The sequence below is a fragment of the Streptomyces sp. NPDC048297 genome, assembly GCF_043201585.1.
In the GTDB taxonomy this organism is placed as follows: Bacteria; Actinomycetota; Actinomycetes; order Streptomycetales; family Streptomycetaceae; genus Streptomyces.
In genome coordinates this window covers 84,988-110,363 of the sequence record NZ_JBICZA010000008.1, presented here as the reverse complement: position 1 = coordinate 110,363, position 25,376 = coordinate 84,988, and the positions used below count along the sequence as shown (strand labels likewise).

Here is a 25,376-nt window from a genome sequence, read left to right as displayed (position 1 = left end):
CGACCAGCCACCGGGCCAGGCACCCGCCCGCCCCGCCGGGCGAAGCCCTTTGCCCTGCGGCCCTCGTGCCTAGTACCGTGGGGGGCGATTGGTGACACCGCGCTCGACTGTGTCATCATCTGCACGCACCGATCACGCACTCGCGTGAGCGGCTGTGCTGGAGGCGTCGCCTAGTCCGGTCTATGGCGCCGCACTGCTAATGCGGTTTGGGTCTTAAAGCCCATCGAGGGTTCAAATCCCTCCGCCTCCGCACCTGATCCCGAAACCCCGGTCCCCAGGACCGGGGTTTCGGCATTCCCGGAACTCCCCGCACCCCCAGCCCCGCCCACCCTCCGCGACCGCCCTCCCCAGCCCGCGCCCCCCCGGCCACGCGCTGCACCCCACCGCTCACCCGATCGGCGTTTTCGCAGGTCACAAGGGGTGCGTGAATCGGATTTCACATGGCGGCGGCAGTCATGTAATGTTCTTCCTGTCGCCGCGAGCGGGCCGGAAGGGCCGGGAGCAAAGACAAAAAACAAAAGAACAAGCACTCGTAGCTTAACGGATAGAGCATCTGACTACGGATCAGAAGGTTGCAGGTTCGAATCCTGCCGAGTGCACATAGACGAGAGGCCCCGGAGAAATCCGGGGCCTCTTTCGTTTCAAGGGCGTACGCAGCAGCGAAGTGCGGGCGGGCCAGGTGGGGGGAACGGCCGCGACAGGTGGCGAGCAAGATCTTGCGGGAACCGCAGAGGTCATGGGCGGTTGCCTCGCGGATGCTAGCTTCCGTGCCCGTGAGGGAGCACCAGGACGAGACCAGGGTGGCCTATGACGGGGTCGTCGAGCTGTATGCGTCGTTGTTCGACGATCGGTTGGAGACGCGGCCGTTCTCGCGGAACATGATCGGCACCTTTGCCGAGCTGGTGCGGGCGACGGGGAACTCGCGGGTGGCCGATGTCGGGTGCGGGCCCGGACATCTGACGGCCATGCTGCACGAGCTGGGGCTGGATGCCTTTGGGCTCGACCTCTCCCCGGGCATGGTCGAGCATGCCCGGCGGGCCCGTCCGGCGCTGCGGTTCGAGGAGGCGCGGATGGAGGCTCTGCCGGTCGAGGACGGCGCGCTCGGCGGTGTGCTGGCTCACTACTCGATGATTCACACCCCGCCCGGGGAACTGCCGGCGCTGCTCGCCGAGCAGGTACGTGTGCTGGCACCAGGGGGACTGTTCCTGGTCTCGTTCTTCGCGACCGACGGGCCGGAGCCGGTCCGCTTCGACCACAAGGTGACGCCCGCCTACGGCTGGCCGGTGGACCGGTTCGCCGAGTCGCTGGCGGGAGCCGGGCTCGTCACGTTCGCCCGGCTGGTCCACGATCCGGCTTCTGAGCGGGGTTTCCTCGACGCCCACTTGCTGGCCCGGCTCCACGAGAACGTGCCCACCACCGTCTAGAACGTGCCCACCACCGTCGGCGATCAGTTGCAGGGGGGTCGGGGTGGAGTGAGACTGGGGGGTGGCGGTGGCGTTCCGGGGGTGTGGGGCGCGTCGTGTGCCGGTGCCCGGGGTGGGGTTCTGCGGGGACGTCTCCTTTCCGCCGCTCCCGACACCCGTGGACGGAGGGGCTTTCATGACGTGTGCCCCTTGGCGAACTGTGAAGGTCTCCGCGCCGGCGTGGCTGGCGGCCGTGACACTGCTGACGGCGCCGTCGTCGGCGGTCGCTGTCCCGGGGCGGACCGGGGTGGCCGCTGCGGCTCCCGAGGTGTCGTGCGCGTGGCCGGCTGTCGTGCGGCCGGGCAGGCTGAACTTCGCCTTCCCCGAGACCAACGCGACCTACTGGTTGATGCCGTACCGGCTCGGCAAGGGGGACCGCATCGCGGTGGACGGGACGTATCCGTCCGCCCGGTTCACCTCGCTGACCGCGTACGACGCCACGGGCTCGCCCGTCGACTCGCTCGCCGACCACCAGATCGCGCCGGGTCCGGGCAGCAAGAACCCGTTCGCCGTCACGGACGCGGGCACGGATCCCGCGCAGCACCGCTACCGGGTCACCGTCGAGCCCGGTGTCGCCGCCGGCTCCGGGGGCAACACCCTCGCCGCCACCGCGAACAGCGCCGATTCGGGAGTGGGTTGGCTGGTGCTGCGGATCTACGTCCCGGACAAGGACTCCGACATCACCGGCGGAGTGCCGCTGCCCGCCCTGACCGTCCAGCGGCAGGGCAGCAGCCCCAAGGCGGTCACGGCGTGCCCCGGCGCGGACCGGGCGAAGGGTCCCTCGGGGCCGGTCGCCACCGAGTTGAGGGACCTGGTGAAGAAGCACGAGCCGCCCGGAGCGACGTTCGAGGGCTGCGGGACGTCCACGCCGAGTGATCCGGGCTTCGCGGTGCCCGACAAGACGGGCGGGCTGTTCCCCAACCCGTACAACAAATACCTGTGCACGCCGCTGAAGTACGAGAAGGGCCGCGTCGCGGTCGTCCGCGGCAAGGCGCCCACGTTCCCCGACACCGTCAACGGCCGGTCCGTGCTCACCCCGTCCCGGTTGCGGTACTGGTCGCTCTGCCAGAGCCAGAACCGCTTCCCCTACCCGGTCACCGCCTGCGCCGCCGACTTCCAGACCGCCACCGACAAGAACGGGCGCTACACCTACGTCGTGTCCACCCCGGCGGACCGCCCCTCCAACGCCACGACCGGACACGGGGTCACCTGGCTCGACTGGGGACCCACCGACGTCACCGGCGTCCTGCTCCTGCGGAACATGCTCCCGGCGGGCAACTTCCACCAGGCGGTCCAGAAGGTCGGGAAGGGCGACGACCCGGCGAAGGTGATGGGCGACTACTACCCGACCGTCACCTACTGCTCCAAGACCTCCTTCGCCAAGAAGGGCCCCGACGCCTGCCGAAGCTGAGTCCGTACCGGCTGAGGCCTCACCGGCTCACCAATTCACCAATTCACCAGCTCACCAATTCACCAGCTCACCAATTCACCAGCTCACCAATTCACCAGCTCACCAATTCACCAGCTCACCAATTCACCAATTCACCAATTCACCAGCTGAGCCCTCGCTACCGGCCGCGGGCCGTTGTCAGACCCAGCCCCTACCCTCAAACGTGATGGCACAGATGTGGAAGTGCTCGGGACTGCGTTGGTCGCCCGAAGGGCCCGTGTTGCTGTGGGAGGGCGGGCGGCGCAGTGGGCTGACGTGGGGGAAGCGGGTCGCCTTCGCGGTGCCGCAGGGGGGTGTGCGGACGTGTGTGGGGGCGCGGGGGAACGCATGTCCGGTGCGGGCCGTGGTGTCGGGGCGGAGTACGGGGGCGCGGTGCGAGGAGTGTGCGCGGCTGGACCGGGCGCACTCCGTGGCCGCGGACACCATCGCCGACGATCCGCGGCCGTACCGGGTGTACCTGGCGTGGTTCGGGCCGGGCATGGTCAAGGTCGGTATCACCGCGGTGGAGCGTGGCTCGGCGCGGCTGCTCGAACAGGGGGCCGTCTGTTTCACCTGGCTCGGCGCCGGGCCGCTGATGGCCGCCCGCCGCACCGAGGAGCTGTTGCGGGCGGCCCTCCAGGTGCCGGACCGGATTCCGTACGCCGAGAAGCGGGCCGTACGGGCGGTGTTGCCGGAGACGGAGGACGAACGGGCGCAGGAAGTACGGGAGTTGCACGCACGGGCCGTCGTACTCGACGGGTGGCCCGAGTCGTTGGTCCGGGAGCCGTGCCGTCCCGTCGACCATGTGGGGGTGTTCGGGCTCGGGCACGGACCGGCGGCCGTCGGTGACGTCGTCGAGCTGGTGCCGGGCGGTGCAGTGAGCGGGGAGCTGGTCGCGGCGGCGGGGCCCGATCTGCATCTGGCGGTCGCCGGACGCGGGGTCGTCGTCCTCGACACACGGCTGCTGGCCGGGTGGGAGCTGGTGCCGGTGCCCGCGTCTCCGCTGACTGCGGGTCCGTTGCCCGCGGCCGGCGCTGGATTCGGCCTCCCGGTACGGGAGTTCAGGAGGCGGGAGCAGGACGGGTTGTTCTGACCCCGCCTGTATACGGATGTGCGGTGGAGTGCCCCTCCGTGTTTCTCAGGCAATTCACAGATTGAGGAAAGCCTTCTTTCAGAGGACAGCGACATGGTGTCCGCCATGACCACGACCTCGCCCCAGGGGCGCACGGAACTGCTGAGGCCGGACGGGAGTCCCGTCCGCGTGCTGGTGGTGGACGACGAGCAGTCGATCACCGAACTGCTGAGCCTGGCCCTTCGTTACGAGGGCTGGCGGATCAGGAGTGCGGGGGACGGGCAGGGCGCCGTACAGGCGGCTCGTGAGTTCCGGCCCGACGTCGTCGTCCTGGACATGATGCTGCCCGACATGGACGGGCTGGCCGTGCTGGGGCGGCTGCGCCGTGAGATGCCCGACGTGCCGGTCCTCTTCCTCACCGCCAAGGACGCCGTCGAGGACCGTATCGCCGGGCTCACGGCGGGCGGCGACGACTACGTGACCAAGCCCTTCAGCCTGGAGGAGGTCGTGGCCCGGCTGCGCGGACTCATCCGGCGCTCCGGGGCGGCCGACCGGCGCTCCGACTCCGTGCTGGTCGTCGGGGACCTCACCCTGGACGAGGACAGCCACGAGGTCTCGCGGGCCGGCCGGAACATCCACCTGACCGCCACCGAGTTCGAGCTGCTGCGCTTCCTGATGCGCAATCCGCGCCGCGTGCTCAGCAAGGCGCAGATCCTGGACCGCGTGTGGTCGTACGACTTCGGCGGGCAGGCCAACGTGGTCGAGCTGTACATCTCGTATCTGCGCCGGAAGATCGACGCCGGGCGGGAACCGATGATCCACACGCGGCGCGGAGCCGGTTATCTGATCAAACCCGCGGTCACGCCCGCCGCGTCGTGAGCGGACGGTCCGCTGACGGGCAACCGGGTCCGCGACAGCAGAGGCAGCAGAGGCAGCAGAGCCAGAGCCAGAGGCAGTGGCGAGCGGGGCAGCCGCGCACCCTGCGGACCCGGCTCGTCGTCGTCTCCGTGGTGCTGATCGCCGTGGTGTGCGCGGTGATCGGCACCGTGACCACGCTGGCCCTGCGGACCCATCTGTACGACCAGCTCGACGACAAGGTCGGCGAGATCGCGATGCGCGCGGCGGGCGCCGGGTATCCGCAGGCCCCCGGCGGTACGGCACCGGCCGCCCCGGAGCCCGACCCGCCGGCCCAGGCCGCCGACACGCCGGGCGGGCGGATCGAGCGCCTGCTCACCATGGGCCCGACGCAGCCCGGCACGGTCGCGGCGTACGTGCGCGGCGGTTCCCTCGTCAGTTCGGGCAAGGCCGTTCAGGTGAACGACAGTTACCACCGGTTCCGCAGGATGGACACCGTCTCCCTCACCACCGCGCAGCGGCGGCTGCTCGGCCAGGTGCCGAAGGACGGCAGGGCGCACACGGTGGAGCTGCCCGGTCTCGGGAACTACCGCGTCCGGTACAGGCAGAGCCCGGACAGCGGCGACGCCTACTACGTCGCCCTGCCCACCAAGGACGTCGACGACAACATCGACACCCTGATCCTCGTCGAGGTCTGCGTCACCGTGGCGGGCCTGCTCGCCGCCTGTCTCGCCGGCACCGTCATCGTCGGCGTCGCCACCCGCCCGCTGCGCAGGGTCGCCGCCACCGCCACCCGGGTCTCCGAACTCCCCCTGCACAGCGGCGAGGTGAACCTCAGCGAGCGGGTCCCGGAGTCCGAGTGCGACCCGCACACCGAGGTCGGCCAGGTCGGCGCCGCGCTCAACCGGATGCTCGACCACGTCCACGGCGCCCTGCACGCCCGGCAGGAGAGCGAGACGCGGGTACGGCAGTTCGTCGCCGACGCCAGCCACGAGCTGCGGACCCCGCTCGCCTCGATACGGGGATACGCCGAGCTGACCCGGCGCGGCCGGGAGGAGGTCGGGCCCGACACCCGGCACGCCCTCGGCCGGATCGAGTCCGAGGCCGGGCGGATGACCCTCCTCGTGCAGGACCTGCTGCTGCTCGCCCGGCTGGACGCCGGCCGGCCGCTGCAGTTCGAGCGGACCGACCTCGTGCCGCTCGTCGTGGACACCGTCAGCGACGTCCGCGCGGCCGGCATGGACCACACCTGGCGGCTCGACCTGCCCGACGAGCCGGCGCTCGTCCGCGCCGACGCGGCCCGCCTGCACCAGGTGCTGGTCAACCTGCTGGGCAACGCCCGCAACCACACCCCGCCCGGTACGACCGTCACCGCGCGCGTGCGGCGCGGCGGGCCACGGATGCCGACGTGGACGTGCGTCGACGTCGAGGACGACGGGCCGGGCATCCCACCGGACCTGCTGCCGCACGTCTTCGAGCGGTTCGCGCGCGGGGATTCCGCCCGCTCCCGTGTCGCCGGTTCCGCCGGTTCCGCCGGGTCCACCGGTCTGGGTCTCGCCATCGTGCGGGCCGTCGCCGCCGCGCACGGCGGTGCCGTGAGCGTGGACAGCGTCCCGGGCCGCACGGTGTTCACCGTGAGTCTGCCCGCGTCCGTCCCCGTAATCGCCGCCGCCGTCGCCGCGCCACTTCCCACGCTCGAAACACCCGCGCGACAGCCCTCACCCGAAACACCCGCGCGACAGCACTCACAGGTACGGCACAGCCTCACCACACGGACGCGACAGGGCGGATGAGAAGAGTCGGTTCCATGCGAACCGACTCTTCTCCCGGCACCCTGCCGGCGCGGGAGCACCTCCCGGCCAAGGACGCCGGAACGCCTGTCCTGGACGTGGTGATCCCCGTCCACAACGAGGAGAAGGACCTCAGGCCGTGCGTGCTGCGCCTGCACGCGCACCTCACCCGCACCTTCCCCTACGCCTTCCGCATCACCGTCGCGGACAACGCGTCCACGGACCGCACCCCGCGGGTCGCGGCGCTGCTGGCGGACGAACTCCCCGGGGTCGCCCACGTCCGGCTGGAGCAGAAGGGCCGCGGGCGCGCCCTCGCGGCCGTGTGGTCCGCGTCCGACGCGCCGGTCCTCGCCTACATGGACGTCGACCTGTCCACCGACCTCAACGCCCTGCTCCCGCTGGTGGCACCGCTGATCTCGGGCCACTCCGACCTCGCGATCGGCTCCCGGCTCGCCCGTACCTCCCGGGTGGTGCGCGGACCCAAGCGGGAGGTCGTCAGCCGGGCCTACAACCTGATCCTGCGCGGCTCCCTCCAGGCCCGTTTCTCCGACGCGCAGTGCGGCTTCAAGGCGATCCGGCGGGACGTGGCCCAGGCGCTGCTGCCGCTGGTGGAGGACACCGGCTGGTTCTTCGACACCGAGATGCTGGTGCTCGCCGAGCGGGCCGGGCTCCGGATCCACGAGGTGCCGGTCGACTGGGTCGACGACCCGGACTCCACCGTGCACATCGTGAAGACGGCCACCGACGACCTCAGGGGCGTGTGGCGTATCGGCAGGGCCCTGGCGACCGGTTCGCTGCCACTGGACCGGCTCACCCGGCCCTTCGGCGACGACCCGCGCGACCGCGAGATCAAGGACGTGCCCAGGGGGCTGGCCCGCCAGGTCGTCGGGTTCTGCGTGGTCGGGGGCCTGTCGACGCTGTTCTACCTGGCGCTCTACAGCCTCTTCCGGCACTTCTCCGGCTCCCAGACCGCCAACGCGCTCGCCCTGCTGGTCTCGGCGGTCGCCAACACGGCCGCCAACCGCCGGCTCACCTTCGGGGTGCGCGGCCGGGGCGGCGCGGTACGCCACCAGGCGCAGGGCCTGGTCGTGTTCGCCATCGGACTCGCCCTGACCAGCGGCTCCCTGGCCGCCCTGAACGCGGCCACCGGCAACCCCGCGCACTCCACCGAGCTGGCGGTCCTCATCGCCGCCAACCTCGCGGCGACCGTCCTGCGTTTCCTGCTCTTCCGCGCCTGGGTCTTCCCGGACCGCCACGAGCCGTACCCGCGGCCAAACCCGCAGCCGGTGCGCCGCCTGCCTCACGACACCGACCCGGGGGAGCCCCGATGACCACCCACTACGACCCCTCGGCACAGCCGGCCCCGTCGGCCCCGTCGGCCCGGACGGCTGGTTCGGATCAGCTGGCTGGAACGGACCAGGCGGCCCAGCAGGGCCCGGCCGCTCCCCCGGCGGCCCCCGCGCCCCGGCAGCCGTTCGTGCGGAGGCTGTGGCGCGGCCGTCCCGAGGATCCGCGCTGGGCGCGCCCGGCCTTCCTCGCCCTGCTCGCCGCCACCCTCGTCACCTACCTCTGCAACCTCAGCGCCTCCGGTTACGCCAACTCCTTCTACGCGGCGGCCGTCCAGGCGGGCAGCACGTCGTGGAAGGCGTTCTTCTTCGGTTCGCTGGACGCGGGCAACGCCATCACCGTCGACAAGCCGTCGGCCTTCATGTGGCCGATGGAACTGTCGGCGCGGATCTTCGGCGTCAACTCGTGGGCGATCCTCACCCCCGAGGTCCTCATGGGCGTCGGCACGGTGGCGGTCGTGTACGCGGCGGTACGGCGCAGGTTCAGCCCGGCGGCCGGCCTGATCGCGGGCGCGGTGCTCGCGCTCACCCCGGTCGCGGCGCTGATGTTCCGGTTCGACAACCCGGACGCGCTCCTCGCCCTGCTGATGTCGCTGGCCTGCTACTTCGTCGTACGGGCCGTGGAGGACGGGCGGACCGGGTGGCTGGTGCGGGCGGGGGTCGCGCTCGGGTTCGCGTTCCTCGCCAAGACCCTCCAGGCCTTCGTGATCCTGCCGCCGCTGGCGATCGTCTACGCGGTGTGCGGTCCGGTGCGGCTGCGCAAGCGGCTGGTGCAGCTGGGCCTGGCCACGGTCGCGCTCGTCGTGTCCGGCGGCTGGTGGGTCGCGGTCGTCGAGCTGTGGCCGGCCTCCTCCCGCCCCTACGTCGGCGGTTCGCAGCACAACAGCTTCCTGGAGCTGACCTTCGGCTACAACGGCCTCGGCCGGATCAACGGCGAGGAGACCGGCAGCGTCGGAGGCGGTGGCTTCGGAGGCGGCGGTGCCGCAGGTCCCGGCGGCCGTATGGGCGGTGGAGGCGCCTGGGGTTCCACCGGCTGGGACCGGATGTTCAACTCCGAGGTCGGCAGCCAGGTCTCCTGGCTGATCCCGGCCGCGCTGATCCTGCTGGTCGCGGCCCTGTGGGCGACCAGGAAGGCACGACGGACGTCCGTCACGCGCGCCTCGTTCCTGGTGTGGGGCGGCTCGCTGCTGATCACCATGGCGGTGTTCAGCTACATGGCGGGCATCTTCCACCAGTACTACACGGTGGCCCTCGCCCCGTACATCGCCGCCGTGACCGGCATGGGCGCCGGGCTGCTGTGGGAGAGGCGGAAGCAGACCTGGGCGTCGCTCACCCTCGCCGCCTCCGTGGTGGCCGCCGCGGCCTGGGGATACGTCCTGCTCAACCGCACCTCCGGCTATCTGCCCTGGCTGAAGTGGCTGGTCCTGGTCGGCGGGCTCGCGGCCGCGTTCGGGCTGGTCTTCGCCGGCCGGATCCCGCGGCGGCTCGCGCTCGGTGCGGCGGCGGCCGGCCTGGTGGCCGCGCTCGCGGGCCCGACGGCATACACCCTCAGCACGGTGAACTCCGCCCACACCGGCTCCATCCCGACGGCCGGCCCGGCGGGCGCGAGCAGGATGGGCTTCGGCGGGGGCAGGCCGGGCGGAAAGGGCGGCTTCGGGGGTTTCGGCGGCTTCGATGGCTTCGGTGGGGCAGCGCGGGGTGGGTTCGGCGCCGGCGGCGGTATGCCGGGTGGTGCCCTGCCGGGCCAGGGGCAAGGCCAGGGTTTCCCCGGCGGGGGCATGCCCGGCCAGAACACCGGCGGCCGGGGCGGCGCCATGGGCGAGGGCGGCCGTATGGGCGGTGGCGGTGCCGGCGGCCTGCTGGACGGCGCGAAGGTCGGCTCCGCCGCCAAGAAGCTGCTGGAGAAGGACGCCGGGAACTACACCTGGGTCGCCGCCTCCATCGGCTCCCAGAACGCCGCGAGCTACCAACTGGCCACCGGTGACCCGGTGATGGCGATCGGCGGCTTCAACGGAACGGACCCGTCCCCGACGCTCGGCCAGTTCAAGAAGTACGTGGCGGACGGAAGGATCCACTACTTCATCGCGGGCGGCGGCTTCGGCGGCGGCGGAGGCTTCGGCGGTGGTGAAACCGGTGGCGGCGGCGGTGGCGGCTCGACCGGCTCGCAGATCAGCGCGTGGGTCGAGAGCACCTTCAAGAAGGTGACGGCCGGCTCGGCCACGTTCTACGACCTCACGCAGAAGCAGTAGCAGAAGAGCAGAGGGCGAGCGGCTGACCCGAAGCATGTTGTACACCGTATAGCGACCGCTATACGGTGTACAACATGCCCGCCCCCGCCCCCGCCCCCGCCTCCACCCCCGCTCCCGCCGTCTCCCCAGGTCACCCCCAACGCTGGCTCATCCTCGGCGTCATCTGCCTCGCCCAGCTCACCGTCCTGCTCGACAACACCGTCCTGAACGTGGCCATCCCCTCGCTCACCCGCGAGCTGCACGCGGACACCTCCGACATCCAGTGGATGATCAACGCGTACTCGCTGGTGCAGTCCGGTCTGCTTCTCACCGCGGGCAGCGCGGCCGACCGGTACGGCCGGAAGAAGATGCTGATCGCGGGGCTCGTCCTGTTCGGGATCGGTTCGCTGGCGGCCGGACTCGCGGACAGCACGGCCCAGTTGATCGCCGCGCGGGCCGGGATGGGCGTCGGCGGCGCGCTGCTGCTGACCACCACCCTCGCCGTGGCCATGCAGATCTTCGCTCCCGAGGAGCAGCCGCGGGCGATCGGCATCTGGAGCGCGGTCAACGCGCTGGGTTTCGCCACGGGCCCGCTCATCGGCGGTTTCGTGCTGGACCACTTCTGGTGGGGCGCGATCTTCCTGGTCAACATCCCGGTCGCGGCGCTGGGCCTGGTCGCGGTCGTCGCCCTCGTACCCGAGTCGAAGAGTCCGCGCGGTGACCGCCCGGACCCGCCGGGCGCGCTGCTGTCGACCGTCGGCATGGCCTGCCTGGTGTTCGCGATCATCTCCGGGCCGCACCACGGCTGGACCTCGTCGCGGGTGCTCGCGCCGGCGGCCGTCGCGGTGGTGGTGCTCGGCCTCTTCGGCTTCTGGGAGAGCCGGGTGGAGGGGCCGATGCTCGATCTGCGCTTCTTCCGGAACCGCAGGTTCACCGGGGCGGTCGCCGGGGCCGTGCTGATCACCTTCGGGATGGGCGGTGCACTGTTCCTGCTGACCCAGCACCTTCAACTCGTGCTCGGATACGAACCGTTGGAGGCGGGCCTGCGAACGGCGCCGCTGGCGCTGGTGGTCGTGCTGCTCAACTTCACCGGGCTGTCGGCGAAGTGGGCGGCGCGGCTGGGGACACCGGTGTCCGTCGCGGTCGGGATGGTGCTGATGTCCCTGGGCCTGGTGTCCGTCGCGGAGCTGGATTCCACGGGTTACACGGGAACGTTGCTGGGTCTGGTGCTGATCGGGGCGGGGTGCGCGATCGCCAACCCGGCCATGGCGCACGCCATCATGAGCGCGATCCCGCCGGAGAAGGCGGGCGTGGGCGCCGGGATCAACGGCACTCTCGCCGAGTTCGGCAACGGGCTGGGGGTGGCCGTGCTGGGTGCCGTGCTCAGTTCGTCCGTCGCCTCGGGGCGGTCGCTGTCGGCCGGGCTCGGGGCGGGGCAACTGGTGGGCGCCGTCGCCGTGCTGGCCGGGGGAGTGCTGGCCGCGGGGCTGCTGCGGCGGGCGGAGCGGAAGGCCGTCTGAGAGCCCGGGAGGTTCGTCGCAGCCCTAGCATCTAGAGAAGTGGCCGGAGTTTCAGGAGGGTGCGCCGATGGCGGAGTCAGCTGCGCGAGGCAGTGTCTGGCTGGGAGGCAAGGCGCGGCGCGGCGGGCGGAGCACGCAGCCCTCCGGGCTCGACCGGGAGCGGATCACCGCGGTGTCCGTACGGCTGCTGGACGCCGAGGGGCTGCAGAAGTTCTCCATGCGGCGGCTGGCCGGCGAGCTGAACGTCACCGCGATGTCCCTGTACTGGTACGTCGACACCAAGGACGACCTGCTCGAACTCGCCCTGGACGCCGCCTACGGCGAGCTGCCGCTGCCCGACCTGGAGGACACCGGCGCCGACTGGCGCGACCAGCTGCGGGGGCTGGCCACCGAGTACCGGGCGCTGCTGGTGCGCCACCCCTGGCTGTCCCCGCTCGCCGGGCGCTATCTCAACATCGGCCCGAACTCGCTCGCCTTCTCCCGAGTGGTGCAGCGGGTGGTCCGCCGGACGGGGCTGCCCGCGCACGGCGTGACGGGGGCGATCTCGGCCGTCTTCCAGTTCGTGTACGGCTACGGCACGATCGAGGGCCACTTCTTCGCCCGGATCGCGGACACCGGGCTGAGCGCGGACGAGTACCACCAGCAGGCCATGCGCATGGTGGCCGAGACCCCGGAGACCGCCGATGTCATCCACGAGGCGGAGGACATCATGGCGGCCCGGGGCGGGGACACGGTCGCCGAGATGATGGACCGCGACTTCGCCTTCGCCCTGGACCTCCTGATCGCCGGGATCGAGGCGATGGTGAAGAAGAACGCCGGCTGAAGCGCCCCCAAAGGAACGCCGGCTGAAGCGCCCTGAAGGGGCGCGGGGAACCGCGCGAGCAACCACGGACGACCCGCAGCCGCCCGCGCACCCCGCCCCCGAGCTGTCAGGCGACTCACCCCCCGAGCTGTCAGGCGACTCACTCCCGGCCGCTCAGGCGACTCAACCCCGACCCCTCAGGCCACCGTCAGTCCCGCGGAGCGACCCCCGCCGGGAAGCCGCCGGTGGCCACCGGCCCCCACCGCTGCGGTGTCACCCGGATGATCGACTTCCCCTGCTTGACCATCGCCTCCCGGTACTCGTCCCAGTCGGGGTGCTCACCGGAGATGTTGCGGAAGTACTCGACCAGCGGCTCGACGGACTCGGGGACGTCCAGGACCTCGGCGGTGCCGTCGATCTGGACCCAGGGTCCGTTCCACTCGTCGCTGAGGACGACCACGCTGACGTGCGGGTCCCGCTTGGCGTTACGGGTCTTGGCGCGCTCGGGGTAGGTCGAGACCACGATGCGCCCCGAGTCGTCGACCCCGCAGGTCAGCGGAGAGGCCTGCGGGGTGCCGTCGGAGCGGCGGGTGAGGAGCAGGGCGCGGTGGCGGGGCCGTACGAAGTCCAGCAGTTCGTCCCGTGATACACGCGTGTTGGTCGCGATGTTCGGTGCCATGGCCGCAGCCTAGGGGCAGCCGCCCGGGATGTGCCTGACCCTGCTGTGCCCAGGACCGCTATGCCTGCTGCGCCTGCCGTGCCTAGGCCTGCGGCAGAGCGTCGCCCTGGACGGCCTGGACGTCCAGCTCGATCCTGAGGGTCGTGCCGATGGCGGCGATGCCCGCCTGGAGGACCTGGTTGTAGTTCATCGCGAAGTCCTCGCGGTGCAGTTCGGCCGTCGCGCGGAACGCGGCCCGGGTGCCGCCCCACGGGTCGGCGCCGGTGCCGAGGTAGGCCAGGTCCAGGTCGACCGGCCGGACGATCCCGCGCATCGACAGATCGCCGTGCACCGTCCAGCGGTCCGGACCGGCCTGCGTCAGACCGGTCGAGCGGTACGTGATCTCGGGGTACCGCTCGACGTCGAGGAAGTCGGCGGACCGCAGGTGCGTGTCGCGCATCCCGTTGCCGGTGTCGATGGACGCGGCCCGGATCACCGCCTCCACCCGGGACTTGGCGACGTCGTCCGGCGCGATCTCGATCGCCCCGCCGAACTCGGTGAACCGGCCGTGCACGCTGGAGATCCCCAGGTGCTGGGCGACGGCGGCGACGGAGGAGTGGACCGGGTCGATGGTCCACGGGCCGGGCGGCGGCAGTTCGGTGCCGCCCTGCCGGGTCAGCGTGACCGCGCCCACCTCGGCCCGGCCGCTCGCGGTGACGATCGCGCTGGAGGCGACGGGCGCGTACCCCACGGCGGTCACGATCACCGTGTACGCCCCCGGTGCCAGTTCGGTGGTGTCCCGCACGGCGCCCTCGGCGTCGGCCTCGGCGCGCAGCACCTGGGTGCCGGTCATGTCGGTCACCGTGACGACCGCGTGCGACACGGCCCATCCGTCCCGGGTGCGGATCCTCGCGGTCAGTCCCATCCCGTTTTCTCCCTGCAAGGCACTACGAACGCTTACACATGGGTCGTAAAGGATCCGGCCCGTGGTGCGCGCATGGCGGTGCGCGCACCACGGGCCGGTGGCCGTACTACTCGCCGGGGTGGGCGAGTTCGATGTCGTGGCCGTCGGTGCCGGGGCCGGCGACGGTCAGCGCGGTGGCGACCGGCGGGTAGCCCGTGGCGATGACGGTGTAGTCGCCGGTGTTCAGGTCGGCGAAGGCGTACGCCCCGTCCGTCCCGGTGGTGGCGGTGCCGACCACGTTGCCCGCCGCGTCCACGAGGGTCACGCGGGCGTCGGCCAGCGGACCGTGCGGGGCGCGGACGACACCCTGCAGCCGGGCGCCGGCGTCCAGGGCGACCTCGACCCGGGTGATCCCGGTGGTCGCCACCTCGACCGGCAGCGCCCGCGGCCGGAAACCGCTCGCGTTGACCGCGACGGTCACCACGCCCGGCACCAGGTCGGCGAAGGCGAACTCGCCCTGCTCACCGGTTGCGGCGCTGGCCAGCAGGTCCCCGCGCACATCGGTGACGATCACCATGGCGTCCTTGACCGGCAGCGCGCTCCCGGTCGCCCGGACGACACCGGTCAGCCCGCTGGTGCCGCTGAGCAGGATGTCGTACGACAGCGCCTCCTCGCCCACCACGATCGTGGAGGCCTGTGGCTGGTAGCCGTCGGCGGAGGCGATCAGCACGTACGAGCCGGTGCCCGGGGCGGCCAGCGAGTAGGAACCGTCGGCCTGGGCGACCGAGCGGCCCAGCTGGCGGCCGGACAGCGAGATCAGCGTGATCGCGGCCTGCGGGACCGGGGCGCTCTCGGCGCCGCGGACGTAGCCGTGCACCGGGGTGCCGCCGGTGCCGGCGGAGCCGGGCTCGGCGAGGGTGGCGACGGCGGTGAGCTGCGTGGCGGCGCTCGCCGCGGCGGCGTTCTCGTCGGCCGCGGGGACGGCCCACGCGGGCACCCGCTCCAGGGCCGGCAGCTCGGTGGTGCTCTCCATGACGGCGGCCTCGACGGGGGCCGGGGCCTCGGCCGGGGTCTCACCGTCGGCGGCCTGGGCCAGCGCGCCCTTGGTCCGCAGCGGGACCTCCTTGATGAACAGCGTGATCAGGAAGGCGACGGCGGCGAGGGCGGCCGCGATGAGGAAGACGTCGGCGATGCCGTGGCCGTAGGCGCTCTCCAGCAGCGTCCGGATGGGCTTCGGCAGCGCGTTCATGTCCGGGATGCTGTCGGTGGAGCCCGAACCGGCCATGGCAGCCTGGTACTTGGGGCTCAGCGAGGAGATGCCGTCCTGGACGTAGTGCGTGATCCGGTGGGCCATCACCGCGCCGAGGGCGGAGACGCCGACCGCACCGCCGAGGGAGCGGAAGAAGGTGACCGTGGAGCTGGCCGAGCCGAGGTCCGAGGGGGCCACCTGGTTCTGCGTGGCGAGGACCAGGTTCTGCATCATCATGCCGATGCCGAGACCCAGCAGGGCCATGAAGATGGCCATCTTCCAGTAGTCCGTGTCGTACCGGATGCCGCCGAGCAGCGCCAGGCCGGCGGTCACCAGCACGCCACCGCTGACCAGCCACGCCTTCCAGCGGCCGGTGCGGGTGATGAACTGACCCGAGACGGTCGAGGAGATGAACAGACCACCGATCATCGGGATGGTCAGGACACCGGACATCGTCGGGGACTTGTCGCGGGCCAGCTGGAAGTACTGGCTGAAGAACACGGTGCCGGTGAACATCGCGACACCGACGAACAGCGAGGCGAGGGACGCGAGCGTGATCGTGCGGTTGCGGAACAGCCGCAGCGGGATGATCGGCTCGCTGGCCTTGGCCTCCACGAGGACGAACAACGCGCCGAGGGCGATCGAGCCGCCGACCATCGCGTACGTCTGCCACGAGATCCAGTCGTACTTGTCACCGGCGAAGGTGACCCAGACCAGCAGCAGGGAGACGGCGGCGGAGACGAAGAACGCGCCGCCCCAGTCGACCTTGACGTCCCGCTTGACCACGGGCAGGTGCAGGGTCTTCTGCAGGACGATCAGCGCGATGACGGCGAAGGGGACACCGACGTAGAAGCACCAGCGCCAGCCGAGCCAGGAGGTGTCGGTGATGACACCGCCGAGCAGCGGGCCGCCGACGGTGGCGACCGCGAAGGTGGCGCCCAGGTAGCCGGAGTAACGGCCGCGCTCACGCGGGGAGATCATCGCGGCCATGACGATCTGCGCCAGCGCGGACAGACCGCCGACGCCGACGCCCTGCACGACACGGCAGGCGATCAGCATGCCGGCGTTCTGCGACAGACCGGCGGCGGCGGATCCCAGGACGTAGATGACCAGGGCTATCTGGACGAGTGCCTTCTTGCTGTACAGGTCGGCGAGCTTGCCCCACAGGGGGGTCGTCGCGGTCATCGCCAGCAGGGCCGCGGTGACCACCCAGGTGTAGGCGGACTGGCCGCCGCCGAGGTCTCCGATGATGTGCGGCAGGGCGTTGGAGACGATCGTGGACGACAGGATCGCCACGAACATGCCGAGCAGAAGCCCGGACAGGGCCTCCATGATCTGCCGGTGGGTCATCGGGGCATGCCCGGAGGTCCCCTGGGAGCCTCCCCCGTGCTTGGCGTGGGCCCGCACACCGGCTGGTGTGGTCGTTGCCATGGGCTTCCTTTTCTTACGTTCTTGCGGGTGTACGGGTGGTCTCTTCGAGTACGGGCGCGGACGGCCGCGGCGGGGCGGACCGGCAGTCACCGAACGATGCGCGTAGACGCGTCATCAGGCGGATCAGTTCGCCGACGTCGTCGTCGCTCCAGTCGCCCAGCCGCTCGGTGAGCAGGTGTGTGGTCCGCCGCGACAGCTCGTCCAGCTGCTCCTGGCCCGTAGGTGTCAGGCGCAGGATGCGCGAGCGCTTGTCCGCGGGGTCCGGCGACCGCTCGATCCAGCCGCGGTCGGCGACGTGCGCCACGTGCCGGCTGGTGACCGACATGTCCACGGCCAGCAGCTCGGCGAGCTTGCTCATGCGCATGTCGCCGTGGCGGCCGAGCAGCGTCAGCACGGCTGCCGAGCCGCCCGGACAGTCGGGGGGCAGGATCCGCCCCATGTCCCTTTTGACGGCGCCGACGGCGCTGAGCTGACGTGCCAGCTCCTCGAACTGCGCCTGCCCGGCCATCACACCTCCCGTATTCGTTGCTTGGGGCAACCATAAGCCTGTTTGGTTGCTGCAGGCAAACAAATGGGCGAGGGGTGGCGCAAAAACTTGGCAAAGGCAAGTATTGCGAACGTAAACGTGCAGGTCGCCGCGGGTGAGGTGCCCCCCTCTGTCCCGATGGCCCCGCACTTGGGCCGCACCCCTGTATTCGCTAGTGTCTCGGGCCATGGCTAACACCCAGGGCCCCCAGGGCAACTACGACCCCGCCGGCAGCACGCAGATGTTCCGCGCGTTCGTCGACGAGGCTCCCCAGGCGCAGCAGCAGCAGGCCGCCTCCTCCGGTCCGCGCATCGGCCTGATCGTCGGCATCGTCGTGGCCGTGGCCGTCGTCGCGGCGGTGGCCTGGCTCGCGCTGAAGTGATGCGGTAGCTGAACTCGCCCAGTGCCTGGCGGGCCCGCGGGTCCGTGACCGTACCTGCGGGCCCGCGGGTCCGTCAGGAGTCCGCTGCGGCGCTCACTCCCACCGGACGGACACGTCCCGCGTCTCGACGTGCATCCCCAGCGGGACGCGCCACGCGTCGACGCACACCGTCCAGGTGTGTTTCTCGCGCGCCCCGGCCGCGATCGGCACCGGCAGGTCCTCGGTCGAGCCGACCGTGCCCCAGTCGATGCCGAGCAGGCCGATGATGTGCGTCCCGAACGTCACCGTCCCCGAACGCACGGCCGTACCGCCCAAGTTGTCGAAGGTGACGGTCACCTTCTCGCACCACCGCTGGTCCGTGGCCTCACCCGTCGGGTCGCTCCAGGTGAGTTTCGCGGGGGCGGGGGGCGTGGGAGGTGCGTGAGGCTTCGTATGCGAGGGGGCCGGCGTCGGTGAGAGGTCTCCCTGCGCGGCACCGGTCCCGTCGGCCGTCGCGCCGGGCGCGGTGCCTTCGGCGGCCGGAGGATCCTGCTCCGAGGGCCGGCCCGAAGTCCCCGTACCGATCGCCGAGTTGGCGCTCCCCGTGGAACCCGCGGCCGTCCCGGCCGGTCCGGCCGTCCTGCTCGGTCCGTCCAGCGGGACCATCCGTACGCCCCCGGTCGGGGCGCCGGACGTCTTCCCGGGGCCCGGCACCGCGCCCACCGCCACGTAACCGTCCCGGCCGTCGCCGCCACCGCAGGCGCCCAGCGTCACACCCAGGCACACGACGGCCGCCGACGCTGCCACGAGCGCGCCCCGGCGGCCATGTGTCCATGTCGTACGAAGCATTCCGCCATGGTGGCTGACGCTCCGTCAGAAAAGAACCCTCGGTGAAGAACCCTCAGTCGGAGATGAGCCCTTCCCGCAGCTGCGCCAGCGTCCGGGTCAGCAGCCGGGACACGTGCATCTGGGAGATGCCGACCTCTTCGCCGATCTGCGACTGGGTCATGTTGGCGAAGAAGCGCAGCATGATGATCCGGCGTTCGCGGGGCGGCAGCTTGGCCAGCAGCGGCTTGAGGGACTCGCGGTACTCCACGCCCTCCAGCGCGGTGTCCTCGTAGCCGAGGCGGTCCGCCAGGGAGCCCTCGCCGCCGTCGTCCTCCGGGGCCGGGGAGTCCAGCGAGGAGGCGGTGTAGGCGTTGCCGACCGCGAGGCCGTCGACGACGTCCTCCTCGGAGACGCCGAGCACGGCGGCCAGCTCCGTCACCGTCGGGGAGCGGTCGAGCTTCTGGGAGAGCTCGTCGCTGGCCTTGGTGAGGGCCAGGCGCAGTTCCTGGAGGCGGCGCGGGACGCGCACCGACCAGGAGGTGTCGCGGAAGAAGCGCTTGATCTCGCCCACGACCGTCGGCATCGCGAACGTCGGGAACTCCACGCCCCGTTCGCAGTCGAAGCGGTCGATCGCCTTGATCAGGCCGATCGTGCCGACCTGGACGATGTCCTCCATCGGCTCGTTGCGCGAGCGGAAGCGGGCCGCCGCGTAGCGCACGAGCGGGAGGTTCAGCTCGATCAGGGTGTCCCGGACGTAGCCGCGCTCGGGACTGTCCTCGCCGAGGGCGGCGAGCCGCAGGAACAGGGAGCGGGACAGGGTGCGGGTGTCGATGTCCGCCGTGGCCGGCAGGACCGGCTCGGGGGTCGGCGCCGCACCGGCGGGGGACGGCACGGTGTCGAGGGCCGAGACGCCCTCGATGCCGTCGAGGACGTCGAGCTCCTTGGGCGCTGCCTCGCTCGTGGGCGTGAGCACCTTCGAGCTGCCCTTGTCTGCGGACATGCCACCCCCTTTGGGTCGCGGACGGTCGTGGCGCGCTGCCTGTCGGGCAACGCGACCTTCACCTGAATACCGGAGCGGGAGGTCCGGCAAACGCGCTTCCCGCAGAATGTCACATGTCGGCAACGCGCTGTAGAGACATGTCGACACACCGGAGGTGAATCGGCCCTGGAAAGAAGGGGTCTGACGCTTTTTCGGCGCACAACTGTCGGGAACAGCCCTGGTGAGCGATTCGCTCTCGACGGTTAACGATCGATCTTGCTTGCGAACGCGTGTGACCTGGTGTGTTCGGGGTTGTGCTCCCGTGCGCCCGTCATGCTCCTATGCCTCGATGCGATTCGCGGAACGCAGCCGCTGGAAACTCCGGGCGAGGAGGCGCGAGACGTGCATCTGGGAGACGCCGAGTTCCGCGCTGATCTGTGACTGGGTGAGATTGCTGTAGTAGCGCAGCAGCAGGATTCGCTGTTCGCGTTCGGGGAGTTGGACGAGGAGATGCCGGACGAGGTCGCGGTGTTCCACGCCGTCCAGGGCCGGGTCCTCGTAGCCGATCCGGTCCAGCAGGCCCGGCAGCCCGTCGCCCTCCTGCGCGGCCTCCAGCGAGGTGGCGTGGTACGAGCGTCCCGCCTCGATGCAGGACAGCACCTCCTCCTCGCTGATCCGGAGCCGCTCGGCGATCTCGGCGGTCGACGGGGAGCGCCCGAAGGCTGTCGTCAGGTCCTCGGTCGCGCTGTTGACCTGCACCCACAGCTCGTGCAGCCGGCGCGGTACGTGGACGGTGCGGACGTTGTCCCGGAAGTAGCGCTTGATCTCCCCGACCACGGTCGGCATCGCGAAGGTCGGGAACTGCACGCCCCGGTCCGGGTCGAAGCGGTCGATGGCGTTGATCAGGCCGATGGTGCCGACCTGGACCACGTCCTCCATCGGCTCGTTGCGGGAGCGGAAGCGGGCGGCGGCGTAGCGCACGAGCGGGAGGTTGGCCTCGATGAGCGCTCCCCGTACCCGGGTGTGCTCCGGCGTGCCCGGCGCGAGGTCCTTCAGTTCGGCGAAGAGCACCTGGGTCAGGGCTCGGGTGTCTGCGCCGCGACGCTTCTCGGGGGCGGGAGAAGTGGGCGGAACGGGGGCGGGGGCGGGCGCCTCCGCCTGGGGCGGCGCAGTACTGGCCGACACGGTCAACGCCACCTCTTCATCGGTCAATCATCCGTCAAAAGCGGTCATAGCATCACAAGACATGTGCACTGTGTGCAAGCACCCGATAACGCCGTGTTGTGTTCAAACTGGGCTAAGTTGGGTCCCGAGACGCACGAAAGCCCCCCGCCGTTTCCGGCGGAGGGCTCGCTTCGAGGGGGCTCCCGGAGGACTTCAGGGGAGCTTCCGGAAGGCTTCCGGGGAGCCTCTGGAGGGCTTCCGGACGGCTTCCGGAGGGCGGGTACGGCTCAGAACTCGTAGTCGGCCATCACCCACGTGGCGAACTCCCGCCAGATGGCCACGCCGGCCTGGTGGGCGGGGTGCTCGGCATAGCGCTTCAGCGCGTCCGCGTCCTCGACCGCGGAGTTGATCGCGAAGTCGTAGGCGATGGGGCGGTCGGAGACGTTCCAGCCGCACTCCCAGAATTGCAGCTCCTCGATCTGGTCGCCGAGCTCCCGGAAGGCCTTGGCGCCTGCCACGACCCGCGGATCGTCGCGCTCGACGCCCTCGTTGAGCTTGAAGAGGACCAGGTGGCGGATCATGGGCTACCTCAGTTCTTTCCTCCATTGACGACCCAGGTCATGAAGTCGCCTATGGCCTTGGCCGCGTCCGATATGCCCTCGAAGCCTATCTGGACGTAGTCGGCCGCCTTCGCCGGGTTCGTGATGATCACGTACAGCCCGAAGACCACGAGCGCGTACACGGCGATCTTCTTGGCGTTCACCGCCACCGCGGCCTCCCCTGTCTGTGCCCCGTCGTCTGTGCTCTGCTGCCGGTGCCCCGTTGCCTGTGCCGCGTGGGCCCCCTGTTGCCGGCGGTGAGTGTAACGTCCGCCCCCTCTTCGCCACTTGAGGGTATGCGCATGAAGGGCCCCGTCAGCTGACGGGGCCCTTCATAAGCGGTAGCGGAGGGATTTGAACCCTCGGTGACTTGCGCCACACTCGCTTTCGAGGCGAGCTCCTTCGGCCGCTCGGACACGCTACCGGGAGAGACCTTACAGCACGGTGGTGTGTGGTCCGAAATCGGTATTCAGCGGTCCCGGAAGAAGTCCGTGAGCAGCCGCGCGCAGTCCTCGGCCAGGACGCCCTCGACGACCTCGGGCCGGTGGTTGAGCCTGCGGTCGCGTACGACGTCCCACAGGGAGCCCGCCGCGCCCGCCTTGTCGTCGCGGGCGCCGTAGACCACCCGGTCCACCCGGGACTGCACCAGCGCGCCCGCGCACATCGTGCAGGGCTCCAGCGTGACCACGAGCGTGCAGCCGGTGAGCCGCCACTCCCCGAGGGACCGGGCGGCCCGGCGCAGCGCGAGGACCTCCGCGTGGGCCGTGGGGTCACCGGTGGCCTCGCGCTCGTTGTGCCCGGCCCCGAGGACCGTCGTGCCGTCCGGGGACAGCACGACGGCGCCGACGGGCACGTCCCCGCCCCGGACGGCCCGCTCGGCCTCGTCCAGGGCGAGTCGCATCGCCGCCCGCCAGCGGTCCCGTACCGGGTCGGGAGCGCCTGCGGCTTCCGGGGCCTGTCGTGCGGTCAGCGGACGGTCTCCAGCACCTCCGAGGCGCCCAGGGCCCCGGCGATCGCGCCCAGCGCGTCATCGGCGTCCAGCGAGCGCAGCTCCTTCTCGTCGACGCCCAGGTCGTCGAGGATCCGGCTGTCGCCCACCGGGCTGTGCGGGACGGCGTCCCCGGAGGCGCCGGCCGCGTCGTCCTCGTCCTCGTCGCCGGACTCACCGTCCTCGGTGCCGTCCAGGTCCAGGGCGTCCAGGTCCGTGCCGTCGTCGGCGCCGGGATCACGGCCCAGCAGCTCGTCGGTGAGCAGCAGCTCGCCGTACGCGCTGCGCTGGGCGGCGGCGGCGTCCGAGACGTAGATGCGAGGGTCCTCCTCGCCGTCCACGCGGACGACACCGAACCAGGAGTCCTCCTGCTCGATCAGGACGAGAACCGTGTCCTCCTCGGGAGAGGCTTCCCGGGCGAGGTCGGCCAGATCCGACAGGGTCTCCACATCGTCGAGCTCTGTGTCGCTCGCTTCCCACCCGTCTTCGGTGCGCGCGAGCAGTGCGGCGAAGTACACCGTGACTCTCCCACTGGTCGTAGGCGTGCCGGTTGGGGGTCCCCCCGGCGGAGGTTCTGGGCGGAGAGAGCTTCGCTCCGAGCCCCACCCACTCGGAATCGTGGCAGAAACAAGGCGTTCAGGGGACGTCTTCGACACCCTGTGTCTGGCTGTTTCGATCGTGCATCGGTGAACGACCCACCAGCGCACTCGTTGCCGCCACTTGCGGATCGTACGCGGCTTTTCCCGAGCTCATGCACGCCACCTCCGCATCTCGACGGCGGGCGTTGATCTTCCTCCGGCCGCCTCGCTCTTCCGCTGTCCTTCTCGCCGGGATCTTCCCCGGGTCCTTGCCCTCAGGACCGTACGCCGGACCGGCCTACCAACGGAACGTCCGCATACGCATGGCGTGGCGCAGCCGGGCGGCCTTCGCGCGGCGGGGCTGGACGCGGTCGCGCAACTGCCGTGCCTCGGCGAGATCGCGCAGGAACCGGGCACGCCTGAGGCGGCGCTCGGCGTCGGTCTCGGTGTGTTCCGGCTCGGTCCGCTCTGTCTCGGCCTGCTCCGGCGCGGTCCGCTCCGGCTCGGTGGCGCGAGCGAGAACGGCGTCGTCGGCGTCGCGGTCGGCGTTGTCGGCGTTGTCGGAGGATTCCTCGCAGAGGTCCTCGCAGACGTCCGCGGGCACGTCAGGCAGGTCAGACACGTCACACCACCCCAGTCCGTCCTCTCACTTTCCCTCGGACGGGGGGTTTGATGCCAGAGCGAGCGGTGGTCGGGCGCGGTTACTGTTAGGGACATGCGTCTCCACGTCGTCGACCACCCCCTGGTCGCCCACAAACTCACCACGCTGCGCGACGAGCGCACCGACTCCGCGACCTTCCGCCGCCTGGCCGACGAACTGGTCACCCTGCTCGCCTACGAGGCCACGCGGGACGTGCGCACCGAGGCCGTCGACATCCGGACGCCCGTCACGCAGACCACCGGCGTCAAGCTCGCCCGCCCCCGCCCGCTGGTCGTGCCGATCCTGCGCGCCGGCCTCGGCATGCTGGACGGCATGGTCCGGCTGCTGCCGACCGCCGAGGTGGGCTTCCTGGGCATGATCCGCAACGAGGAGACGCTGCAGGCCTCCACGTACGCCTCGCGCATGCCGGAGGACCTCTCGGGCCGCCAGGTGTACGTCCTGGACCCGATGCTGGCCACCGGCGGCACCCTGGTCGCGGCGATCCAGGAGCTGATCAAGCGCGGCGCGGACGACGTGACCGCCGTGGTGCTGCTGGCCGCCCCCGAGGGCGTCGCCGTGATGGAGCGCGAGCTGGCGGGCACGCCGGTGACGGTCGTGACGGCCGCCGTCGACGACCACCTCAACGAGCAGGGCTACATCGTCCCGGGCCTCGGCGACGCGGGCGACCGCCTCTACGGCGCGGCGGAGTAGGCGCGCTGCGCCTGGGCGCGGGGACGGGTGCGGGTTTGCGGTGCCGGTGCCGGTGCCGGTGCCCGTGCCGTGAGCGGGGGTGACCGCCTTTATGGCGCCGCCGTGTAAAGCACCCTGATGGGCGCGGGGAACTGCGCGTCCGGCCGCGAACGGCCCGCGGCCGGACGACGACGTGCGGCCCCCCGCCCCTTGTCAGCGAGAATTCAGCAGCTCTTCTTCTGCGTTGCCGCAGGTGCCGGCGCCGTCAGTTTGGCGACCGCCAGGTCCGCGGCCGTGCGCTGCGTGAGGGTCTTGAACGCGTCGCCGATGATCAGGTCGATGTCGGTCCCCTTGCGGGCCGCGTCCGTACGGCGCTGGGCGTCGGCCAGTTGGGTGGACAGGACCGGCAGCGAGGAGTCGAGCGCGGAGGCCGGGCCGAGGAGTATGCCGGTGCCCTTGACCTTCTTGTCGAAGTCCTTGCTCGCGTTCCCCACAGCGCCGATCTTGAAGCCGCGCTTCTTCAGCTCGTCCGCCGTCTGCTTGGCGAGCCCGGTGCGCGCGGTGGCGTTGTAGACGTTCACGGTGATCGTGCCGGGCTTGGGCAGCACCTTGGTCTGCGCGGCGGTCGCGGCCTTGATACGGCAGTCCGTCGTGGAGCCGCCCGCCGCCATGTGCTTGTCGCCGCCCGTGAAGACGTCGATGAGCTGCAGCGTGCCCCAGCCGACCAGGCCCAGCGCGGCCACGGACGCCAGCACGGCGGCCACGAGCCTGGCGCGCCGCCGGCGCGGGCGCATCCGAGGGTAGATGTCCCCCGTGATCCGGTACTTGCCGCCCATGCCGGGGGGCGTCAGCATGCTCATGAGCGCAGCGTAGTGCGCCTGAGCGGCGATGCCTATTAGATGATCAGTCGGCGCCGCTCAGCGGAACCCGAAAGGGTCAACGCCCGTGTCGCCGCCGGGGTCAGTCGAGTTCGAGCACGCGCGCGTGCAGCACCTGGCGCTGCTGAAGAGCGGCGCGGACCGCACGGTGGAGGCCGTCCTCCAGGTACAGATCGCCCTGCCACTTCACGACGTGGGCGAAGAGGTCGCCGTAGAACGTCGAGTCCTCGGCCAGCAGGGTCTCCAGGTCGAGTTGCTGCTTCGTGGTCACGAGTTGATCGAGGCGGACCGGGCGCGGCGCGACGTCCGCCCACTGCCGGGTGCTTTCCCGGCCGTGGTCGGGGTACGGCCGGCCGTTTCCGATGCGCTTGAAGATCACACGGAAAGCCTACCGGCCA

The 25,376-nt window shown here is 71.1% G+C and carries 25 protein-coding genes and 3 tRNA genes; 13 read left to right on the top strand and 15 right to left on the bottom strand.

What is annotated here, in order from left to right:
* The first annotated feature begins 159 nt into the window (after positions 1-159).
* The 11 genes from ACGFYV_RS11230 to ACGFYV_RS11180 all read left to right on the top strand — a co-directional run bounded on the left by ACGFYV_RS11230 (position 160) and on the right by ACGFYV_RS11180 (position 12,526).
* Positions 160-250: transfer RNA gene (locus tag ACGFYV_RS11230), tRNA-Ser, on the top strand.
* 276 nt (positions 251-526) lie between these two features.
* Positions 527-599, top strand: a tRNA-Arg gene (locus ACGFYV_RS11225).
* Positions 600-773: 174 nt separating this feature from the next.
* A complete protein-coding gene (locus ACGFYV_RS11220; RefSeq protein WP_393878218.1) occupies positions 774-1,424 on the top strand; it encodes a class I SAM-dependent methyltransferase in 651 nt (216 codons plus the stop codon).
* Positions 1,425-1,599: 175 nt separating this feature from the next.
* Entirely contained in the window at positions 1,600-2,874 is a 1,275-nt protein-coding gene (locus ACGFYV_RS11215) for a hypothetical protein (RefSeq protein WP_393878089.1), read from the top strand.
* A 205-nt stretch (positions 2,875-3,079) separates the two neighbouring features.
* Positions 3,080-3,985: a DUF2797 domain-containing protein gene (locus ACGFYV_RS11210; protein ID WP_393878088.1), complete on the top strand. Its 906-nt coding sequence runs from the start codon at positions 3,080-3,082 to the stop codon at positions 3,983-3,985.
* Positions 3,986-4,090: 105 nt separating this feature from the next.
* Positions 4,091-4,843 (top strand): response regulator transcription factor, encoded by a 753-nt coding sequence (locus ACGFYV_RS11205; protein WP_393878087.1) that lies wholly within the window; start codon positions 4,091-4,093, stop codon positions 4,841-4,843.
* Positions 4,840-6,612: an ATP-binding protein gene (locus ACGFYV_RS11200; protein ID WP_393878086.1), complete on the top strand. Its 1,773-nt coding sequence runs from the start codon at positions 4,840-4,842 to the stop codon at positions 6,610-6,612. Before ACGFYV_RS11205 ends, ACGFYV_RS11200 begins: the two co-directional genes overlap by 4 nt.
* A gap of 14 nt (positions 6,613-6,626) precedes the next feature.
* Positions 6,627-7,940 (top strand): glycosyltransferase, encoded by a 1,314-nt coding sequence (locus ACGFYV_RS11195; RefSeq protein ID WP_393878085.1) that lies wholly within the window; start codon positions 6,627-6,629, stop codon positions 7,938-7,940.
* Positions 7,937-10,204: an ArnT family glycosyltransferase gene (locus ACGFYV_RS11190; protein WP_393878084.1), complete on the top strand. Its 2,268-nt coding sequence runs from the start codon at positions 7,937-7,939 to the stop codon at positions 10,202-10,204. Before ACGFYV_RS11195 ends, ACGFYV_RS11190 begins: the two co-directional genes overlap by 4 nt.
* 74 nt (positions 10,205-10,278) lie before the next feature.
* A complete protein-coding gene (locus tag ACGFYV_RS11185) occupies positions 10,279-11,703 on the top strand; it encodes an MFS transporter (protein ID WP_393878083.1) in 1,425 nt (474 codons plus the stop codon).
* 67 nt (positions 11,704-11,770) lie between these two features.
* Complete coding sequence (locus ACGFYV_RS11180; protein WP_393878082.1) at positions 11,771-12,526, top strand: TetR/AcrR family transcriptional regulator; 756 nt, start codon at positions 11,771-11,773, stop codon at positions 12,524-12,526.
* A 187-nt stretch (positions 12,527-12,713) separates the two neighbouring features.
* On the opposite strand, the gene ACGFYV_RS11175 is transcribed toward ACGFYV_RS11180, so the two are convergent.
* The 4 genes from ACGFYV_RS11175 to ACGFYV_RS11160 all read right to left on the bottom strand — a co-directional run bounded on the left by ACGFYV_RS11175 (position 12,714) and on the right by ACGFYV_RS11160 (position 17,255).
* The gene (locus ACGFYV_RS11175) at positions 12,714-13,184 is read right to left on the bottom strand and encodes a PPOX class F420-dependent oxidoreductase (protein ID WP_393878081.1); all 471 of its coding nucleotides are present in this window, start codon (positions 13,182-13,184) and stop codon (positions 12,714-12,716) included.
* 82 nt (positions 13,185-13,266) lie between these two features.
* Complete coding sequence (locus tag ACGFYV_RS11170) at positions 13,267-14,088, bottom strand: YceI family protein (RefSeq protein ID WP_393878080.1); 822 nt, start codon at positions 14,086-14,088, stop codon at positions 13,267-13,269.
* A 106-nt stretch (positions 14,089-14,194) separates the two neighbouring features.
* Positions 14,195-16,747, bottom strand: coding sequence for an MFS transporter (locus ACGFYV_RS11165; RefSeq protein WP_393878079.1), 2,553 nt, complete (start codon positions 16,745-16,747; stop codon positions 14,195-14,197).
* A 13-nt stretch (positions 16,748-16,760) separates the two neighbouring features.
* Entirely contained in the window at positions 16,761-17,255 is a 495-nt protein-coding gene (locus ACGFYV_RS11160) for a MarR family winged helix-turn-helix transcriptional regulator (RefSeq protein WP_393878078.1), read from the bottom strand.
* A gap of 205 nt (positions 17,256-17,460) precedes the next feature.
* On the opposite strand from ACGFYV_RS11160, the gene ACGFYV_RS11155 reads away from it, so the two are divergent.
* Positions 17,461-17,655 (top strand): hypothetical protein, encoded by a 195-nt coding sequence (locus ACGFYV_RS11155; protein ID WP_393878077.1) that lies wholly within the window; start codon positions 17,461-17,463, stop codon positions 17,653-17,655.
* Positions 17,656-17,748: 93 nt separating this feature from the next.
* Here ACGFYV_RS11155 and ACGFYV_RS11150 read toward each other — a convergent pair whose 3' ends face one another.
* The 9 genes from ACGFYV_RS11150 to ACGFYV_RS11110 form a co-directional block, all read right to left on the bottom strand.
* Positions 17,749-18,483, bottom strand: coding sequence for a hypothetical protein (locus tag ACGFYV_RS11150; protein ID WP_393878076.1), 735 nt, complete (start codon positions 18,481-18,483; stop codon positions 17,749-17,751).
* A 52-nt stretch (positions 18,484-18,535) separates the two neighbouring features.
* The gene (locus tag ACGFYV_RS11145) at positions 18,536-19,462 is read right to left on the bottom strand and encodes an RNA polymerase sigma factor SigF (protein ID WP_393878075.1); all 927 of its coding nucleotides are present in this window, start codon (positions 19,460-19,462) and stop codon (positions 18,536-18,538) included.
* Between the two features lie 318 nt (positions 19,463-19,780).
* On the bottom strand, positions 19,781-20,632 hold the full coding sequence (locus tag ACGFYV_RS11140) for an RNA polymerase sigma factor SigF (RefSeq protein WP_393878217.1): 852 nt from the start codon (positions 20,630-20,632) through the stop codon (positions 19,781-19,783).
* Positions 20,633-20,892: 260 nt separating this feature from the next.
* Entirely contained in the window at positions 20,893-21,186 is a 294-nt protein-coding gene (locus tag ACGFYV_RS11135) for a Dabb family protein (RefSeq protein WP_393878074.1), read from the bottom strand.
* Between the two features lie 8 nt (positions 21,187-21,194).
* Positions 21,195-21,374: a hypothetical protein gene (locus tag ACGFYV_RS11130; protein WP_393878073.1), complete on the bottom strand. Its 180-nt coding sequence runs from the start codon at positions 21,372-21,374 to the stop codon at positions 21,195-21,197.
* Positions 21,375-21,543: 169 nt separating this feature from the next.
* Positions 21,544-21,628, bottom strand: a tRNA-Ser gene (locus ACGFYV_RS11125).
* 45 nt (positions 21,629-21,673) lie between these two features.
* Positions 21,674-22,105: a tRNA adenosine(34) deaminase TadA gene (tadA, locus tag ACGFYV_RS11120; protein ID WP_393878072.1), complete on the bottom strand. Its 432-nt coding sequence runs from the start codon at positions 22,103-22,105 to the stop codon at positions 21,674-21,676.
* A gap of 65 nt (positions 22,106-22,170) precedes the next feature.
* Positions 22,171-22,710, bottom strand: coding sequence for a hypothetical protein (locus ACGFYV_RS11115; protein ID WP_393878071.1), 540 nt, complete (start codon positions 22,708-22,710; stop codon positions 22,171-22,173).
* Positions 22,711-23,068: 358 nt separating this feature from the next.
* Complete coding sequence (locus ACGFYV_RS11110) at positions 23,069-23,392, bottom strand: hypothetical protein (RefSeq protein ID WP_393878070.1); 324 nt, start codon at positions 23,390-23,392, stop codon at positions 23,069-23,071.
* Positions 23,393-23,485: 93 nt separating this feature from the next.
* On the opposite strand from ACGFYV_RS11110, the gene upp reads away from it, so the two are divergent.
* Complete coding sequence (gene upp, locus ACGFYV_RS11105; RefSeq protein WP_393878069.1) at positions 23,486-24,121, top strand: uracil phosphoribosyltransferase; 636 nt, start codon at positions 23,486-23,488, stop codon at positions 24,119-24,121.
* Positions 24,122-24,324: 203 nt separating this feature from the next.
* Here upp and ACGFYV_RS11100 read toward each other — a convergent pair whose 3' ends face one another.
* Positions 24,325-24,960 carry a LytR C-terminal domain-containing protein gene (locus ACGFYV_RS11100; protein ID WP_393878068.1) on the bottom strand — a complete coding sequence of 212 codons (636 nt, stop codon included), beginning with the start codon at positions 24,958-24,960 and terminating at the stop codon, positions 24,325-24,327.
* 100 nt (positions 24,961-25,060) lie between these two features.
* A complete protein-coding gene (locus tag ACGFYV_RS11095) occupies positions 25,061-25,357 on the bottom strand; it encodes a type II toxin-antitoxin system VapB family antitoxin (RefSeq protein WP_004943146.1) in 297 nt (98 codons plus the stop codon).
* Positions 25,358-25,376 lie beyond the last annotated feature (19 nt).

Bases quoted from the DNA above. Each gene is read 5' to 3' on its own strand.
- ACGFYV_RS11160 (WP_393878078.1), bottom strand. From the start codon at position 17,255: ATGGCCGGGCAGGCGCAGTTCGAGGAGCTGGCACGTCAGCTCAGCGCC.
- tadA (WP_393878072.1), bottom strand. From the start codon at position 22,105: ATGCGACTCGCCCTGGACGAGGCCGAGCGGGCCGTCCGGGGCGGGGAC.
- ACGFYV_RS11210 (WP_393878088.1), top strand. From the start codon at position 3,080: ATGGCACAGATGTGGAAGTGCTCGGGACTGCGTTGGTCGCCCGAAGGG.
- ACGFYV_RS11170 (WP_393878080.1), bottom strand. From the start codon at position 14,088: ATGGGACTGACCGCGAGGATCCGCACCCGGGACGGATGGGCCGTGTCG.
- ACGFYV_RS11100 (WP_393878068.1), bottom strand. From the start codon at position 24,960: ATGAGCATGCTGACGCCCCCCGGCATGGGCGGCAAGTACCGGATCACG.
- ACGFYV_RS11145 (WP_393878075.1), bottom strand. From the start codon at position 19,462: ATGTCCGCAGACAAGGGCAGCTCGAAGGTGCTCACGCCCACGAGCGAG.
- ACGFYV_RS11150 (WP_393878076.1), bottom strand. From the start codon at position 18,483: ATGCTTCGTACGACATGGACACATGGCCGCCGGGGCGCGCTCGTGGCA.
- ACGFYV_RS11205 (WP_393878087.1), top strand. From the start codon at position 4,091: ATGACCACGACCTCGCCCCAGGGGCGCACGGAACTGCTGAGGCCGGAC.
- ACGFYV_RS11165 (WP_393878079.1), bottom strand. From the start codon at position 16,747: ATGGCAACGACCACACCAGCCGGTGTGCGGGCCCACGCCAAGCACGGG.
- upp (WP_393878069.1), top strand. From the start codon at position 23,486: ATGCGTCTCCACGTCGTCGACCACCCCCTGGTCGCCCACAAACTCACC.
- ACGFYV_RS11190 (WP_393878084.1), top strand. From the start codon at position 7,937: ATGACCACCCACTACGACCCCTCGGCACAGCCGGCCCCGTCGGCCCCG.
- ACGFYV_RS11195 (WP_393878085.1), top strand. From the start codon at position 6,627: ATGCGAACCGACTCTTCTCCCGGCACCCTGCCGGCGCGGGAGCACCTC.
- ACGFYV_RS11180 (WP_393878082.1), top strand. From the start codon at position 11,771: ATGGCGGAGTCAGCTGCGCGAGGCAGTGTCTGGCTGGGAGGCAAGGCG.
- ACGFYV_RS11215 (WP_393878089.1), top strand. From the start codon at position 1,600: ATGACGTGTGCCCCTTGGCGAACTGTGAAGGTCTCCGCGCCGGCGTGG.
- ACGFYV_RS11185 (WP_393878083.1), top strand. From the start codon at position 10,279: ATGCCCGCCCCCGCCCCCGCCCCCGCCTCCACCCCCGCTCCCGCCGTC.
- ACGFYV_RS11175 (WP_393878081.1), bottom strand. From the start codon at position 13,184: ATGGCACCGAACATCGCGACCAACACGCGTGTATCACGGGACGAACTG.
- ACGFYV_RS11135 (WP_393878074.1), bottom strand. From the start codon at position 21,186: ATGATCCGCCACCTGGTCCTCTTCAAGCTCAACGAGGGCGTCGAGCGC.
- ACGFYV_RS11155 (WP_393878077.1), top strand. From the start codon at position 17,461: ATGGCTAACACCCAGGGCCCCCAGGGCAACTACGACCCCGCCGGCAGC.